We start from the raw sequence: 16,343 nt of genomic DNA, 5'->3' as shown, positions 1-16,343 counted from the left end.
AGATTCAAACAATAAAGATTCTTTAATAAATGTCAGTTTGTCTGGTAAAAACACGACAATGCCCTATCTCTAAGCATAAGGATATTCCAATAATTTTAAGGAGACGGCCAGTCTATAATTATTTCGTAAAGATTCATAAACATACTCTTATTATTACTCTCAAAAATATATTCTGGACTATTGCCAAGCAAAATTTATGAGGTTTAATAGTCTTTTTAATCCTATGTGAAGTATAGTAATAAATTCTATAAGACCCTAATTATAATTCCTAAACAAATGAAAAACAGACAATTATATCTGAGTATACTGGTAGTAGCTCTGTCGCTCGGCACAGCATGGGCTATTCGCGGTCAGTTCGGGCATGAACATGGTGCCGCCTGGGCAGGTGGTATCGGATGCCTGAGCCTATTATTAGTAGCTAAAAGGGAAGACTGGTATGCCAGATTTTTCAGTATTACAATGGCCGGAGCATTAGGTTGGGGGCTTGGAGGTATTATGAGTTATGGAATAGTGGTGGGGTATGGCCGTGCAGATGATTTTGTGAATGCTTACTATGGGCTAATGATGTTGTTTGTAATTGGTGGTTTATATGGGTATGTTGGTGGAGGTTTGTTTGGGCTGGCACTGTCGAATACTGCTAAAAACCCGGTTAAATGGGCTAATCTAATTGTAGAAATGGTAGCAGGGGCCATTCTCTTCTATTATTTTATCATTACTGAGTTCGAATGGTTTATGACTCCCCCACGCTCTGAAGCCTGGGCGGCCTGTTTTGGCGCAGCAGTGGCCATGACCTGGTTTATGGTAAGGCATCAGCGAAATTCGGCTCTACGAGTAGCCGTATTCTCGGGCCTGGGTGGCGGTTTTGGTTTTGCATTTGGCAACTTCCTGCAGGTATTAGGGAGCGTGTCGGGTATCAAATTCAACTTCTGGAATGTAATGGAATATACTTTAGGTTTCTTCGGCGGTTTGGGTATGTCTTATGGCACACTCACTTCCTCATGGGAAGCATCAGAAAGTTCTCAGAAGAAAACTTCACAGTTATTTCCGTTACTAATGGTGGTCTTGCTTATTCCGTTTACTGTCTGGCAGCAAAACTTTGATACCAAGAGAATCTATGATATGCTAACCAAGATTAATGTTTTAGATGGCAGCCCTTTATTTGGCCTTACTGAATGGGGTGGCCTGGTTTTGATTCTACTCCTGACCATTATCTGGTTCTATAAATATTATATCAGTCAGCCAAATACTTTAACTTATAGCTATAAAGAAGTACACACATTTTTTGTAGGCCATTTAAGTTTATATATTGTTTTTAGTTATATCATTACAGGGGCCTTTATCAGTATTTATCGGCCGGAACAATACCTTTATACGCTTAATCTGATTGTAATTCTACTCTTAATTAATAAAACCCGACCTTCTTTTGCCAGCCATGATATTGGACTAAAGAAATGGTCTTTTAATATGGCAGCGGTTGCTATACTTATTGCGTTTTTGGCGATAATTGCTATTAATGCCCATGATGAGCTGAAAGGAGCTCAGAAAAGGTTCGGAGTTGAGGTTGTAGAAGAACAAGCGACCAGATAATTAATTTTAGTTTCTGCCGATCAAGAACAGGTAGAACCGGGTTTGTTTATAATCAGGCTGAAACCTGACGGTAGTCATAATCTATCATTAATAAAATCAGGTACTTTGTTAAAAGTACCTGATAATGAAATCTCTTCTTGGCTCTATTGCTTCTATACTCTTATTATTTAATGGTTTCGGTGCCTTGTATGGGGGCTGGAACCTGATTACTCACCCTGATGGCAGTAGCTTAGGTATGTCGGCTGATTTACTCGCTCACAGCCCCTTCTCTGATTTTCTGATTCCGGGTATTGTGTTATTTATCAGTAACGGAGCAGCCAGTATTGCCGCCTTTGCTGGTTTTCTGGTTAAACCTCGAAAACTGGCCTGGTTAATCTGGGCGCAAGGTGTTATTCTGCTTGTCTGGCTTTTAGTTCAGATTGTTATGATAGAAACCCTGCACCCACTCCAGTTTATTTTAGGGGCAGTAGGTATAGCCCTTATCTGGACAGGGCGAAATTTAGCCGATAAAAACAATCGTTAATTACCCTCTAAAAGTGTTTGATAAACCTTTCTGACATGATCTGTCTGAATCAGGTCAACGCCCATTTCAGCGGCTTTTTTGTAGTTGGCAGGCATATCTAAAAGGCCTAATACATCAGAAAAAACCTTTATATTATGTTTATGTATTTCAGTTACTAATTCCTTATTCAGGATTGTCCACCGAACATCAAAGGCATAGGGTTTTAGCCGTTCTACTTTATCTTCTATCTCTTGTGGTTTATTCAATGAAGGCATTAGCTTAGCTTTAGGATATACTTTTTTCAATGCCAGCAGAAAATTATCAGAACCGTAGAAAACGGCATTTTTCAGTAATTTATCTGCTTTGAGTTCTCTTACCAAAGGCTCTGGTGCTACATCTTTACAATCAACATAGAGATTTGTCTGGTGTTTGTGGGTTTTATTCCATTCTGCTACTAATCGGGTAGTTTCCTGTAAGGTTGGTATGCGTTCTGCTATAAACTTTTCATGATGACCCTTGCCTGCCGATAACTCTTTGAGTTCGGCCAGTGTAAAATTCTTCATCGGGCCTTCACCATTAGTTGTGCGGTTGAGCGAACCATCATGTAAAATAGCCAATTGCCCGTCTTTTGTTGTACGAACATCAATTTCTATATAATCTACCCCCATTGCTAATACTGTTTTAAACGTAGCAAGGGTGTTTTCGGGTGCTATGATTGAACTACCTCTATGAGCTGATATACTCAAATTATACTTTTCTTTTAAAGACTTCAAGGAATCTGCCCCCGTTTGTTTGGATTTGTTTAAAGTATGATTGGGGATAAAAGCACTTGCGTAAATAGTAATACTGATAAGCAGTAAAAACGTGAGAGATTTCATGGGTTGGTTTACTGGTCTTGTTCAGACACTGTATTTTTTTTCAGATGGGCTTCTGTTAAAAGCTGGTTAAAGTAATTTTCAAGAATGTTTGAGTATTCCGGCGACATTTCAGTTTCTCCTATACCAGCCAATAACTCTTCCAATTCGTCGCTGGAGAGTTTATTATCGATGAGTCTTTCTATTAAATAATCAGGACGTGAGCGTTCCATGTTTATTATAGGTTGAGTACTGAATATGCTTTTTTTTTAATTAATAGCGTTTTACCACAGAGTTCTGTACGGAGTTTCACAGCGTGAAAATATATATTATGACCTGCCTCTGTGAAACTCCGTGTTTTAATTATATTAATTACAAAACCTTATTGCCATCTGTCACAAATACTCTTGTGCTTACAGTGTAAGTGCCCCCATTAGGGTCTTTGTATTTTAAGTCTACGTAAAAAGCGGCATAGCCTTTTGTCGGATGCGGTATTGTAACCTTTACTACAGGGTCTTTAGTTAGTTTATGATTATAGCTTAACCATAAATTATTTCTAAAATCACGGTCTGATGAGGTGGTGTGCCAGATTGTAGCACCGACTAAATCAGTTTGCTGAGCATTGATAGCCAGTTCAACACCTTCTTTGGTACTGGTTGTTGTCCAGGTATTAGCCGGATACTCCTTATTCTGTAATGTTAAACCAAAGAATGCTGTCAGTGATTCAAATGCCTGTTTGCCACCAGCTAAATCATGCCCTGCATTCGGGGTGTAGTGTATCATATTTTTGCCCGGAATCTGGTCGTAATAATGTTTGATGGCATCGACGGTCCAATATTCGTCATTAGTACCAATAAAGATAATTTTCGGGATCGTCATTTTAGCTCTATACGAAAAAGGATCTATCATGGTTGTAAGCACACGCCCTTCTTTTGTATCGGTACTTTGCGGAATACCCAATTTAGTATAATCTTCAATCTGAATGCTGTATTCGCCATATGTTTTAAACTGGTAGTCGAGTGTAGCTGGCATATTAAGCATATCAATTACCATTGGCCCGATAGCTACTACACGTTTATCGTCTATGGCACTCGATAACCAGGTTGTCCAGCCACGTTTCGATGCACCTGAAATCACAAATCTGTTTACAATAAAATTATTGTTTTTCTTTGCAAATTCCTGTACAGCATCCATAGCTCTTACGGCCGACTTCACCATAGGAAATAGCAGAGGCCATGAGTAATCATTATCTTTTTTAAAGTTATGAAGTGTGTACGAAATAAGGGCGTCTTCTGTCAGATCGCCATATAAAGGCTGATTAGGTACTTGTTTAATCAGGGCAACAATGGCTTTTGTTTTTGCGGCCATACCTGCCAGCGAGGGCCAAAGTTTATCGTCTTTACTCCAGTTTGGTTGTTCGTCTTTGTTTGACCCCCCGGTTACGAATAACAGCGCGCCATCATACTGTTTATTATCAGGCACGAAGACAGTCAGTTGGTGTCTCCAGGTATATTGTCTCCATTTCTGCGATGTCAATACAAGATTATACATCGTTACATTATCTTTGGTTAATGAGTCTTTTATTTCCCATTTATAAGATTTATCGCCATTATTAATATAGCTTTTAAGGGCGGTTTCCGGGGTGATGGAATTTTGTGCGAAAATACAAACCGATGTAATAACAAAGGCTGTGCAAAGTGCAAGAAATCTGACTGAAGTACTTTTCATAGACAACGTTTTTAATCTGTTAATAAATAGATGAGGAAATAAACTATTGTGGTTTTGGACTATCTTTTACCAGTTTAAGGGCCTGGTCGATATAAATCTCTCCTGTCATCTCTCCTAAACTGGTTCGGCTGACATACTCGTATCTTTTGAAACTATTGAAATCTACTTTAGTGAGCATATAGCCAAAGGCATCGTTGGTAAGCCCGAACAGAAAAGGTAATCTGGTATTCATATTACGTTTGACATAATAGCCTATATTGGGCAATGCTTCACCGGGTATGGTCAGAATCTGTGCGGGGCCTATATTCAACAGATTTAATTGCGTGCTTACTACGTTCTCTTTACTTACCTGATGTTTTAAAGGCGAGTTTTTCAGAATGTACCTCATAATTTCTGAATCGACCGGGAAGTCGATTTTACGCGCTACACAATAGATGTCGGGATTTTGTAAGACAGGAGCTTTATCTATTATGCGTAGTGCTTCATCGGCTAATAATTCTCCGATTCTGATACATTCTTCCCATGTATTGGCTTCTTTTTGTCCGGCACCTTCTTTGACATATTCGAGACGGGTATCTGCTGTAACCATCCCTCCCTGTGCACCATTCATAAACAAAGCTATCCCTCCTGCTTTTGATTCGATGCGGTCATAGAGCGGGCCGCAAAGGTCAGGGCTTAAAATACCCCGCCCGGATCCTAACACTTCAGGGTGAACAGCATAGTTTACCAACGTGGCAATTGGTTTGCCTTGTTTGCTGCCGGTAGTAGCAATGGCCTGAATAACACCACAGCGAGGGTCGTATAAAGCAGGTGCATAATAATTATAGGCAATTTTACCTTTGGCCTCTTCAACAGCTATTTTCAGAGAGGCAGGTTCCAGTTTACTGATGGCTTCATTGACAGCATCAGCAATCTGCTGCACGCACCAGTCGAGGTATTTTAAATCGGCAGAAGATTTTCCGGTAGCATCGGGAAAAGCATAGGCATCAGGCCCGCTATGGGTATGGGTAGCTCCAATGAGAATATTTTCAGGTGGAATGCCTTTGATTAAAGCCCTTGATTTATTGCCAAGGATAGATGTCCACCCCAGATTATCTACATTTACGATGGCAATCCGTGTGCCTCCTTTTTCAAAAACCATTGCTCTGGCAAAAAGGTCTCCTTTCTTCTCGGTAGTAGGTTTCGGAGTTCCGATTCCGCCGGATGCAGGTAATAATGGATTCGGGGTAATAATTCTTAGGGCAGCCCCAACTTTCAGGTTTTGGGTGTATCCGATGGAAAGATTAAAAAGGCAGTAAATAAAGAGGGTAATTACAAAGGAATACTTTTTCATTTGTGTCATAGGTAGTTTAAATGCCCGGTTTGCGCTTGTATGGGCTAAATATCATACAATTATCTGAATTGCTTGTATTCCTTTATACTAATTGTTTAGGGGAATGGGCTATTGGCAGGAAAAGATTTTTTGGAAGGTACTAATACAATGAGTTAATCTAAGTGGGTCTATTTCGGCTAAAGCCAGAATTTGATTTTTTTCATCAAACCACGACCTAAAGGCCGTGGCAATTGATTAAAACTATTTCTATTAAATGAATTATTCTTAATGATAATAACTCATAAAATTGTAATGACCTTGGTGTCTATTGAATTGCCATGACCTTCAGGTCGTGGATTGGAAGAGCCTAAGCTATATCAGGCTTTAGCTAAATTGAGATACTTATCTGGCCAAAACCTATTGGATTTGGACTTTATGATTTTCCTAAATAAATCCAAACAAAATCAATTCTTCTCAGGTGTCTTAGGAATTTTGTTCACCAGAAGATTCGCCTTGCCCGCCTGTTTCTGTAGTTCAAAGGCATCATACAATTCTCCGGTAGCCGTAAAAGCCTTATACGATAAAACATTTCCCTTTACCGTCAGCAACTGAAATAACTGTGTATTACTTGCTTTGCGGCTCATCCAGGGGTCATCAGAAATATCATACATCTTTGGCCCTGATACTGAAACCACATATACTGTACCTGATGATTGATTTTTGTTTCCCTGAACGTTTACAGTATTGCTTACGATTCCACGGCCATAGGCGTGGTCGTGTCCTTGTAGTACAATATCAACTTTATGTTTATCAATGATGGGCTTGAATCGCTTACGCAGTTCTATATTATCGCGGTTGGGCTTGGTTGAATAAAATGGATAATGAAGTGTAATAGCGGTCCATTTACGAGGATTATGAGTCAATACCGAATCTAACCATCTGGCTTGTGCTGAAGCATAATGTTCTGACTCATCAATTTCTTCGGCGTTCAGCGAAATCACTTTTAAATCAGAATAGTTTACTTCATAACAGGTTTCTTCCAATCCTTTCGGGCCGTTAGTCGGTAATGTAAACTGTGGTCTCCACTGAGGTGACAATTTGCCTTTGCCATATTCATGATTGCCCGGTGTCATAACACTTGGAATAGTAGCATGAATGTAAGAACCTGCATGGAACCATTCACCCCACTCTACATCGTGGTCGTTACGATTAATGAGGTCTCCGGCATGAAGCATAAACGTTACTTCAGGCATGGTTTTGTAGGCCTCTCTGATAACTCTTGACCATAGCGATTTCACATCGTTTTGTGCGTCGCCGAAATACAGTAATGAAATCGGACGATTAAGGTCTTTTGAAGGCATACGAAACTGAAACCATTCGCTCCAGTGTTTGTCATAACCTACCCTATATACATATAAGCCACCCGGCTCTAAATTTTCTATTACACCAGAATGATACCAGGCTTTTACCTCTGGTTCTTCCTGATACTTAACTTTCAGGTATTCTGAGGCTGCATAAATGGTACGCACATTTTTCAGAAACTGGGTGCCATCTGTGGCTATTGCTACCTGTATTTCTCCTTTGGTAATAGTGGTATCTGTACGCCAGTTCACGCCTATGGAGGTTTCGGGCGTTGCTGTCAGATTTAGTATGATACGGTCTGGTGAAGCTGTTGGAAACAGAACTTTTACGTCCATGTGCAACGACACAGCATGATCGTGCGGATGTGAATGACTATCTGATTGAGAAAAAGCTGTGTGGAAACTACTACTACAAATAAAAAAACAAAGAATCTTGTATATTTTTTTTCTGATAAAATTCATAATTCAGGGATTTGTGTCTCTAAATAAATTAGAGGCGGCTACTATGCACCGCCCCTAATCTTTTCTTCAAAACAATCTACTACTTTTTACCAAGGTTTTCCGGTTCCTTGAATTACCCAAGGTTTCGACCAAGCACTGTTCTTTCCGTCAGCCTGAGAGAAATTCGTTACTTCAAGTTTGTCTAAGGCAGCGTTTGTATTTGCTTTATTAATATTCAATTCGTCCTGCATGTAATAGAATCTAACCGGCAGCGCCTGACGTTTTGCTGCTGGTCCGGCTTTTAGTGCAGGCAAGCCTGTTCTTCTGAAATCAAACCATGCCTCTGTTGCGGCTGTCCAGCTTGCTATCCATTTTTGCTCTATTACCTGTTTTAATGTACCTTCATACGCAACACCTGGTGTAGCTAAATAGGCATCGGCTTTGCTGCCAACCGTCCAGGTATTCAACGACGCCTTTACCCCTGCTTCGTAACGCGTTTTTGCATCGCCCGCTGCCCAACCCTTCAAAGCTGCTTCGGCTAAAATAAAGTTTACTTCCGCGGCCGAAATTAAACGTGCTTTTAACAATGAGCCTGTTGCTGCTTTGTAAATATCGTTCAGAAACGAAACATGAGGATTGAAAGATGTCTGGCCAGGCGTTGGGTTCAGGTTATATGCCGACGGTAAAGCTGAGAAACTGGTAGGAATACCTACATACTCAGGGTCGGTATCAACTACAGTGTTACCCACTTTATCTGGTGATAAATATCTTTTACCCCCTTCAATTTTGTCTGTACCTGCAGGAAGCGAGGCATCAACTACCAAAGGAATCTCTACTTTATTTGCCCATATTGGTAAGCGTGGGTCTTTTAATGCTTGCAAAGCCTCTACAAAAGTCCCTGCCATTTTAATACGACGATAGTTGCTACCGCTTGCGTCATATACGGCATTGGCAGGCCATGAAGTTCCATCGCTTGTGCCAGGGAAACTCATCGTAGCATCTTCAGAGTTAACTGTCATGATCGGGTATTGTGCGGCATTAGCTACAATTTTCTCGATACCAGCTTTAGCAACATCAGCTTTTTTGGCTGAAATACGCATATAATAGCGTAATGCTAAGGAGTTGGCCATTTTTCTCCATTTTGCCGGATCGCCACCAAAATATACATCCACGTTATCAACAATACTTGAGTATTCAGCTTTTGATTTCGACAAGAGGGTATTTGCTTTTTCAAGATCGGCCAGGATACCTGTATAGATAACCTCCTGGCTATCAAACGCAGGAAGAATATCTTCAGTTTTGCCTAACTCACCTTTTAAAGCGGTTGTATAGGGTGCATCTCCCCAAAGGTCTGTAATAAGACCGAACATGAACGATTTCATAACCAAAGATACCCCCTGATGAAACTCCAGGTTCAGGGCTACGGCTCTGTCGTACACCAATTGATTGTTACGCAGAATATCGTAGTAACTACTCCAACTCTGGTTGCCGCCCCAGTCATAATCATTATGACCAGACGACCACGCATCTTTCTGTGTATGTTGTACTACACCTGCTATATCCTGATAGCCAAGATTTACGTAGGCTTTTGCCGCTTCTGTCAATACTGTTGGCAATACGAGGTTAGGATTCACGAGTTCAGGCTGTATCCCGTTCGGGTTATTATTCACTTCCGTCAGGTCTTTACAAGAGAAAAGTCCCGTAAACAGAAAGACTAATGCGATAATTTTTTTATAATTCCTTTTCATTGATTTCAATGTTTAAGATTTTTAGAATGTTAAACCAAGTTTAAATCCAACAGGAATCACCCAAGGAGTAACGTTATATCTTTCGATACCTTGTTTGAACTGAGTACCTGCCTGAGTACCTGCCTGTGGCTGGAAAGCCATTTCTGGGTCGATACCGATTTTTGCGGCTGTCCAAACCATGATGTTACGGCTATATACCGAGAAGTTGGCACTTTGCATACCTAATCTTTTTACGAAAGAACCTGGTATTTCATAGCCTAATGAAATCTCTCTTAGCTTGATATATGATGCATCAAACAAAGCAGCTCTTGTGAAATCCCAAGGATAGTTATCGCCGTAAGGGATAATTTTGGTGCCAGCACCGCCTAAGTTTTCTGTATAACCGATGATTTGTCCGTTTTCGTTATACTGAGCAATTACACCCGGATTAAACACACCATACATATATGTATTGCCGCCGTATTCGAAAGGATAGCCACCATATGCAGCAGTAGGACCACCCACAATATTGAATTTATTTCCGGTTACTCTTACCAAATCGTTGTCGATCAGATAGTTGCGAAGTGCGTCTCCTGTTAAACCATTCGGGTTAATCAGGTTATCGAGGAAGCGTTGCGATTTCAGATCGGACTCACCATAACGATAGGTCTGAGAAACGAAATCACCGCCTTGTCTCCAGTCGAATGTAGCATTCAGGCTGAAATTCTTATACGTTAAAGAAGCCTGGAAGCCCAAGATAAAATCAGGGTTGAAGTTGCCGATTTTATTACGTGTGTTGCTGGCACTAACTGCCTGCCAAGAACCATTTTCATCCAATATCGGATAGCCATAGTAAGGTGAATTAGGGTCTTTAACTGTTACTAATTCTGCATCATAAATATCGCCTATGGTTTCGCCGACGTAAGTCCAGGCACCACCTTTTGCATCGGTCCATAATGTATAGAAATCAAGACCCGGGCTCAACTCTTTGATAACTGTTCTGTTTCTGTAGAAGTTAGCGGTCAGATCAAGTCTCCAGCCGTTTTTCTCAAATGGTGTACCACCCACTGTAATTTCTGTTCCTTTGCTTACCAACAATCCGGCGTTGATGTTTTTAGAAGTAAATCCGGTTGATGGAGGTAATTTGGTTGGGATAATCTGGTTTCTGTTTTCAACCATGTAGTAAGTACCAGAAACTCTCAATTTATTTTTGAACATTGTTAAATCAGCCCCAACTTCATAAGAAGTAGAAATTTCAGGTTTCAAATCCGGTAATAGAATCGTACCTGATTTTGACAAACGGGTTAGTCCTCCCCATGCTTCGTTATTCGCCAAGGTGTTGATTAACGCATAAGGGTTGGTATCATTACCTACCTGTGCTACACCTGCTCTTAGTTTCAGCATATTAAGGTTCGGCGATGAAGTAGCAAACATTTCGTTTACGAGCACGCTTAATGAAGCTGAAGGGTAGAAGTAAGAACGATTGGCCGCTGGCAAAGTACTTGACCAGTCGTTTCTGGCTGTGAGGTCTAAGAATACCATGTCTTTATACCCTAAGTTTGCCATTCCATAGGCACTATAAACCACTTTTCTTGAAAGTGTACTGATATACTCAAGGTTAGCAGGTGCAATATTCTGTAATGTAAATAAACCCGGAATAATCAACCCTGTACCGTTGCGGCTTCTATTGGTTACATCACTATATTGTGTGTTACGCGCATTAGCTCCTGCAGATACAGAAACAGAGAAATCTTTCAGATTTTTGTTATAAGTAGCCAATACATCCGCATTGCTTTCAAAGCGTTTCAGGTTGATGATCCCATAAGCACCCCGAGGTTCTGCCGTATAACTGTTACCCACCTTGGTTTCACGTTTTTCACCATAAGTATCTACAGAGTATCTACCCATCAGACTTAGCTCTGGTGTAATCTGATAGTCGGCTTTGATATTACCAAACAAACGATTTCTTTCAAAAGCGTTTCTAACTTCATAAGCCAGGAACCACGGGTTGTTGTAGTTTTTGGCTGATTGCGATAATTGTTGGAGACCTTCCTGACCCGGAACCCAGTAGTTTCTTAATTCATTGATATCGATATGTGGTGATACTGCGTAAGCCCATTGTAATGGGTTAGCACCTCTTTCACCAGCCGGGCGGTTATTAGAGTTGTTGCGGCTTAAATCAATATTTGTACTTACTCTTAACTTATTGCTTAGCTTCAATGAAGTAGCAACAGCCAATGAGTTTTTAAACAAATCAGAACCAGGAATAATACCACGGTTGGTCATGTTTGAGTAAGCCACACGGTAGTTTACAAAATCATTGCTGTTTGCAATAGAGAGACCATTGGTAGTAGTGATACCTGTCTGAACAAAATCTCTGACGTTGTTAGGGTGAGAAATCAATTCTGTCGGGATCTGTTTGCCACTGGCATCTTTAGGGCTGTTCCATTGAATCGCTTTATAGCCTTTATCCAATTCAGGGCCTACGCCACCTGCTGAACCTTCATCAATAATCAGCGTACCACCCGGATACGGGTTGTTGTCAGGAGTGAACGGAAGGATACCTGTAGCAAATTTTGAGTGCATATCCAGAAAACGGTAGGGATTATCAAAAACTGTATTGGTGGTCAGGTTTACAGTCATTTTCTTTGATTTCGAACCATTTTTGGTCGTGATGATTACTACCCCGTTACCGGCTCTTGAACCATACAGGGCAGCCGCACTTGGCCCTTTCAGAATAGAGATACTTTCAACGTTTTCAGGGTTTAAATCTGAAATAGCATTCCCATAGTCAACACGGTTATCACCACCAATCTGGCTAATGTTGTTTAACGTATTAATAATCGGTACACCGTCTATTACAAACAATGGCTGGTTATCGTTACTCAATGATTTAGCACCACGGATAACCATACTTACTGACGAACCCGTTGACCCTGTTGAATTAATAGCCACACCGGCAACTTTACCAGACATGGCATTCAATACGTTTTCATTTGAGATACGGCTCAGGTCTTTGCCATCTACCTTGCCGACTGAGTACCCTAATGATTTTTCTTCACGTTTGATACCCAAGGCTGTTACTACTACTTCTTTCAGGCTTTCTGCACTTAAATCCATTGCCAAATCAATAGTGCTTCTGTTGCCAACCGGAACTTCGGTTGCTTCATAGCCCACAAAAGAAAAAACCAAAACCGGATTGCTGCCACTTACCTCGAGCGAGTAATTACCGGTAGCATTGGTACTTGTTCCTTTTTGAGTACCTTTCAATAAAATGTTTACGCCGGGCATGGCTGCACCATCCTCTTTGGAGGTTACTTTACCTGTTATAGTCCGGGTTTGTGCCCAAACCGTAGGAGCAGCTCCTAACAGGATTCCGAAAAAAACCAGCCCCCTAAGCATGCTTCGGAGAGTAAAGTTTAACTTCATAATATGTGTTTTTAAAGTGAAGATTGAATTGTAACTCAAGTTTTTCTTTGAATTTTACTGAATTACTCTTTAAGTGGTAAAATGTACTACTGGGTTTATATAATGATTATATAAAATTTAAATTAAGGAAGATTTTCAGAGAGCTAAAGCCATATCTACACTGCCGCGCAGGTATTGTTTTGCCTTAACCAGCTGATTTTTAACGGTATTTTTGGAGATTCGCATCATTTCAGCAATTTCCTGATAAGATTTACCATCTTCTACATTTAGCTTTAATATCATCTTACGTTTTGCCGGAAGGCTATTCATGGCATTGCGTAGCAAAACTATTTTTGCCTCCTCGGCATCTGAATTGCTATGGTGGTCGTCTTCCATCATTTGTAGATACTGATGCTGAAGCGTCTGATTTCTTTCCATTTTTTTCAGGTAATCGAAAGCCAGATTACGCAAACATGTAAAGATGTAAGAGTTGAAGTTCAGTTCAGGGTTAATCTGTTCTCTGCGGTTCCAGATTTTAATAAAAACTTCATGCAGCATATTCTCCGCTTCCTCCTCATCTTTCACAATAGCCATTGAAAATCGGATACCCGGTTCTTTGTAGTGGTTGTATAATTTAGTAAAAGCCGAACTGTCTCCCTTGGCGACTTTCATAATTATGTGGTCGAGTGCTTCCATGAGTAAGCTGAATTAAGGATAGGTGTTAAAATTATATTGATAAAAAGAGTGTTCGGGTTAACGTAAATAAGTACAAAATATTCCTACTATAATACTAAATCAATTCAACCATAATTTTTTCATTGCATTAAATGCGAAACTTCTAAAAGGCTATAAAACACAATGATTATTTATAAAGAGACACGTTAAAATTGGTAGTTGAAACTCCGTTTCTGGCTTTAATAAACTAAGGCTGAATAATTATGATATAAATATACAAGGATTTTCATAGACCATATTCGCATATTACGTAAAATAATCCTCAAAATACGCACAGCCTTTAATAATTAACTTTTAGCTAAAACTGGAGGGTATTTTAATAATAGTTTAATAAAATTAAAGTCTTCCTGACCTGGGTTTTCACTTTTTTTCCGGGCTAAAAACATTTCCTTTATCTTTAATACAGAATCTAAAAAACTGTCTCTCAACGAACTATGAAAAAACTGTTTTTACCTCCTTTATTAATCTCTATACTCTCTTTACAACTACTGGCTCAGAAACCCCGGGCCAGAGATTTAGGCATACCATTTGATGGAACAACTGGCACCAATAATGCCATTACCGATGTATCTGGAGTTGAGGTAGGCTACAAAACATTAATCAGCGGCTCGGGAGAATTAAAGGTAGGCAAAGGCCCCGTAAGAACCGGAGTAACTGTGATACTACCCAAAGGCAAAACGGATGCGAGTTATCCGGCTGCCTGGTTTTCGCTCAATGGCGATGGTGAACTGACTGGCCTACCTTATATTGATGATTTCGGCACAGGGTATGGTGCCATTGGCATTACCAATACCAATAGCGTGGGAATTGTGAAAGATGCCATCGGTGAATGGAGTTTCAAAAAGTTCTCAACAGGGGATTTCGTCGACTTCTCTTTCGGACTTCCAACCGTTGGCGAAACCTGGGATGGTGTATTGAACGACATCAATGGTCTTCATATAAAAAAAGAACACGTATTTGAAGCCTTAGACAAAGCCAAGGGTGGAAAAATAGACGAAGGCAATGTAGGTGGTGGTACTGGTATGGCGCTCTATAGTTTTAAAGGTGGTAGCGGAACAGCCTCAAGAGTATTTAAAATTGATTCTGTGGAATATACTTTGGGCGTATTTGTACAGGCTAACTTTGGCCGTAGAGATGAACTTACAATTGCTGGTGTACCTGTAGGTAAAGAAATTCAGGATCTACAGCCCATTGTCAATCGGGAGAAACGGAAGGATGGGTCTATCATAGCTATTGTCGGAACTGATGCACCACTCTTGCCCAATCAATTGAAACTGATAGCCAAAAGAGTGACGCATGGTATTGCCCGCACAGGTACTTTCTCGCATAATGGTTCAGGTGAAATTTTCCTGGCTTTTTCTACAGCCTCGCCTATATATAATAAGGATAAAACCGAGACCTGGAAAGCACTACCCAAGTGGGAACTTGACCCTGCTTTTAAAGCAACAGTCGAAGCCACAGAAGAAGCCATCATCAATGCCCTGGTAGCTGCTGAAGATATGGAGGGTATCAATGGCAATAAATATTTCAGTATTCCGCATGATAGGCTGAAGGGTGTTATGAAAAAGTATAATAGACTGGAGGAGAAGAAATAAACAAAGACCCCTGAGAAACTCTGTGTTACTCGGTGGTAAATAAAATTTTTAATCACGGAGGTACTCGGAGTTTTGCATGGAGTTACACCGAGGAATTTAATCTATTTAGCAGGATAAACTTTCTGCAACCAAACGCCTAATCTGGTATAAATACTAAACAGGCTTTTCCGCATTTCATGTGTTTCACCCGGGTATAATTCCAATTGTGATTGAATGCCCAATAATTGCAATTTTTTATACAACTCCTTTGATTGATTCACATTTACCAATTCATCACTTTCCCCATGAAAGATGATGGTGGGTACACCTGTTTCCTTTTTCAGATGATAAATCGGACTGGCCTCAATCGCGATGGCCGCCTGTGGATTAGCATTACCCAGAAACTGATTGATAATAGCACTGGCCGAAGGATTATCTCTAAAAACCTTATCTGTCAGATCAGTAGGGCCCACTATATCTATGACAGTTCTTACCTGTTTCTGGGCATCATGTTTATAAGTATATAATAAAGATAAATGTGCCCCGGCGCTAACACCCAATAAAGCAAATTCTTTTCCATTATAGCCATAAGCATTAGCTTTGGCCGTCAGGAAAGCGATGGCATTTTTTATGTCTTCAATTTGGGCAGGGAAGCGGTTGTTTCCCTCTCTGAGCAAACGATAATTAATAGTGGCCACACCATAGCCTTTTGCTGTAAGTGTGCTAATCAGTATTTCAGGAAAATCGTTCTTACTCCCCCACTTCCACGAACCCCCGTGTACATAAACTATCAACTTTGTATCAGTGGTATTATTCCTGGGCAAATAAAGGTCAAGCAGATTGCCATTTCCTTCGGCTGGCCCATATTTCAGATTCAGATATCGGGTGTAAGAAGTATCCTGCCTGAAAAAATTCTCAAAGTTTTTGCCGCATACCAATGTAGAACCTAAAACTACCACAGCAAGACTCAAAAGGGTTTGATGAATCAATTTAATAATCATAGCTAAAATTTCAAATTAGAAAAGAATCAATAGTAAAAGGATCTTTAAGAATTAAATAAAAAGCAATTCAAATTAAATCACCCACCATTTAATCACCTCTTACAAACTCAAAA

General features: G+C 40.2%; 12 protein-coding genes. 3 read left to right on the top strand and 9 right to left on the bottom strand.

Translation table 11 applies throughout. The features are described from left to right. The first annotated feature begins 276 nt into the window (after positions 1–276). The gene (locus H1R81_RS00885) at positions 277–1,587 is read left to right on the top strand and encodes a photosystem II biosynthesis protein (RefSeq protein WP_181838784.1); all 1,311 of its coding nucleotides are present in this window, start codon (positions 277–279) and stop codon (positions 1,585–1,587) included. 124 nt (positions 1,588–1,711) lie between these two features. Further along, the gene (locus H1R81_RS00880; protein WP_181838783.1) at positions 1,712–2,110 is read left to right on the top strand and encodes a hypothetical protein; all 399 of its coding nucleotides are present in this window, start codon (positions 1,712–1,714) and stop codon (positions 2,108–2,110) included. Here the strand turns inward: H1R81_RS00880 and H1R81_RS00875 are convergent. The 8 genes from H1R81_RS00875 to H1R81_RS00840 all read right to left on the bottom strand — a co-directional run bounded on the left by H1R81_RS00875 (position 2,107) and on the right by H1R81_RS00840 (position 13,616). Further along, a complete protein-coding gene (locus tag H1R81_RS00875; RefSeq protein ID WP_181838782.1) occupies positions 2,107–2,967 on the bottom strand; it encodes a glycerophosphodiester phosphodiesterase family protein in 861 nt (286 codons plus the stop codon). The genes H1R81_RS00880 and H1R81_RS00875 overlap by 4 nt on opposite strands. Before the next feature lie 8 nt (positions 2,968–2,975). Then, positions 2,976–3,176, bottom strand: coding sequence for a hypothetical protein (locus H1R81_RS00870; RefSeq protein ID WP_181838781.1), 201 nt, complete (start codon positions 3,174–3,176; stop codon positions 2,976–2,978). A gap of 139 nt (positions 3,177–3,315) precedes the next feature. Then, positions 3,316–4,671 (bottom strand): PhoPQ-activated pathogenicity-related family protein, encoded by a 1,356-nt coding sequence (locus tag H1R81_RS00865; RefSeq protein ID WP_181838780.1) that lies wholly within the window; start codon positions 4,669–4,671, stop codon positions 3,316–3,318. A gap of 43 nt (positions 4,672–4,714) precedes the next feature. Next, positions 4,715–6,004 (bottom strand): hypothetical protein, encoded by a 1,290-nt coding sequence (locus tag H1R81_RS00860; RefSeq protein ID WP_181838779.1) that lies wholly within the window; start codon positions 6,002–6,004, stop codon positions 4,715–4,717. Positions 6,005–6,447: 443 nt separating this feature from the next. Next, positions 6,448–7,806: a metallophosphoesterase family protein gene (locus H1R81_RS00855; RefSeq protein ID WP_181838778.1), complete on the bottom strand. Its 1,359-nt coding sequence runs from the start codon at positions 7,804–7,806 to the stop codon at positions 6,448–6,450. A gap of 86 nt (positions 7,807–7,892) precedes the next feature. Continuing rightward, positions 7,893–9,533: a SusD/RagB family nutrient-binding outer membrane lipoprotein gene (locus tag H1R81_RS00850; RefSeq protein ID WP_181838777.1), complete on the bottom strand. Its 1,641-nt coding sequence runs from the start codon at positions 9,531–9,533 to the stop codon at positions 7,893–7,895. A gap of 21 nt (positions 9,534–9,554) precedes the next feature. Beyond that, positions 9,555–12,941 (bottom strand): SusC/RagA family TonB-linked outer membrane protein, encoded by a 3,387-nt coding sequence (locus tag H1R81_RS00845; protein WP_181838776.1) that lies wholly within the window; start codon positions 12,939–12,941, stop codon positions 9,555–9,557. A gap of 135 nt (positions 12,942–13,076) precedes the next feature. Further along, positions 13,077–13,616: an RNA polymerase sigma factor gene (locus H1R81_RS00840; RefSeq protein ID WP_181838775.1), complete on the bottom strand. Its 540-nt coding sequence runs from the start codon at positions 13,614–13,616 to the stop codon at positions 13,077–13,079. A 473-nt stretch (positions 13,617–14,089) separates the two neighbouring features. Between H1R81_RS00840 and H1R81_RS00835 the strand changes: the two genes are divergently transcribed. After that, positions 14,090–15,250, top strand: a complete 1,161-nt coding sequence (locus H1R81_RS00835) for a P1 family peptidase (RefSeq protein WP_181838774.1) — start codon at positions 14,090–14,092, stop codon at positions 15,248–15,250. Positions 15,251–15,351: 101 nt separating this feature from the next. Here H1R81_RS00835 and H1R81_RS00830 read toward each other — a convergent pair whose 3' ends face one another. Then, on the bottom strand, positions 15,352–16,230 hold the full coding sequence (locus tag H1R81_RS00830; RefSeq protein WP_181838773.1) for an alpha/beta hydrolase: 879 nt from the start codon (positions 16,228–16,230) through the stop codon (positions 15,352–15,354). Between the last annotated feature and the right edge of the window lie 113 nt (positions 16,231–16,343).

This window comes from Emticicia sp. BO119, assembly GCF_013912375.1.
Taxonomy (GTDB): domain Bacteria; phylum Bacteroidota; class Bacteroidia; order Cytophagales; family Spirosomataceae; genus Emticicia.
Note: the sequence above shows the minus strand (reverse complement) of the source record. Positions and strands in the feature narration are given on the sequence as shown.

Excerpts from the sequence above, each read along its gene's own strand:
- H1R81_RS00885 (WP_181838784.1), top strand. The coding sequence starts at position 277 with ATGAAAAACAGACAATTATATCTGAGTATACTGGTAGTAGCTCTGTCG.
- H1R81_RS00880 (WP_181838783.1), top strand. The coding sequence starts at position 1,712 with ATGAAATCTCTTCTTGGCTCTATTGCTTCTATACTCTTATTATTTAAT.
- H1R81_RS00875 (WP_181838782.1), bottom strand. The coding sequence starts at position 2,967 with ATGAAATCTCTCACGTTTTTACTGCTTATCAGTATTACTATTTACGCA.
- H1R81_RS00870 (WP_181838781.1), bottom strand. The coding sequence starts at position 3,176 with ATGGAACGCTCACGTCCTGATTATTTAATAGAAAGACTCATCGATAAT.
- H1R81_RS00865 (WP_181838780.1), bottom strand. The coding sequence starts at position 4,671 with ATGAAAAGTACTTCAGTCAGATTTCTTGCACTTTGCACAGCCTTTGTT.
- H1R81_RS00860 (WP_181838779.1), bottom strand. The coding sequence starts at position 6,004 with ATGAAAAAGTATTCCTTTGTAATTACCCTCTTTATTTACTGCCTTTTT.
- H1R81_RS00855 (WP_181838778.1), bottom strand. The coding sequence starts at position 7,806 with ATGAATTTTATCAGAAAAAAAATATACAAGATTCTTTGTTTTTTTATT.
- H1R81_RS00850 (WP_181838777.1), bottom strand. The coding sequence starts at position 9,533 with ATGAAAAGGAATTATAAAAAAATTATCGCATTAGTCTTTCTGTTTACG.
- H1R81_RS00845 (WP_181838776.1), bottom strand. The coding sequence starts at position 12,941 with ATGAAGTTAAACTTTACTCTCCGAAGCATGCTTAGGGGGCTGGTTTTT.
- H1R81_RS00840 (WP_181838775.1), bottom strand. The coding sequence starts at position 13,616 with ATGGAAGCACTCGACCACATAATTATGAAAGTCGCCAAGGGAGACAGT.
- H1R81_RS00835 (WP_181838774.1), top strand. The coding sequence starts at position 14,090 with ATGAAAAAACTGTTTTTACCTCCTTTATTAATCTCTATACTCTCTTTA.
- H1R81_RS00830 (WP_181838773.1), bottom strand. The coding sequence starts at position 16,230 with ATGATTATTAAATTGATTCATCAAACCCTTTTGAGTCTTGCTGTGGTA.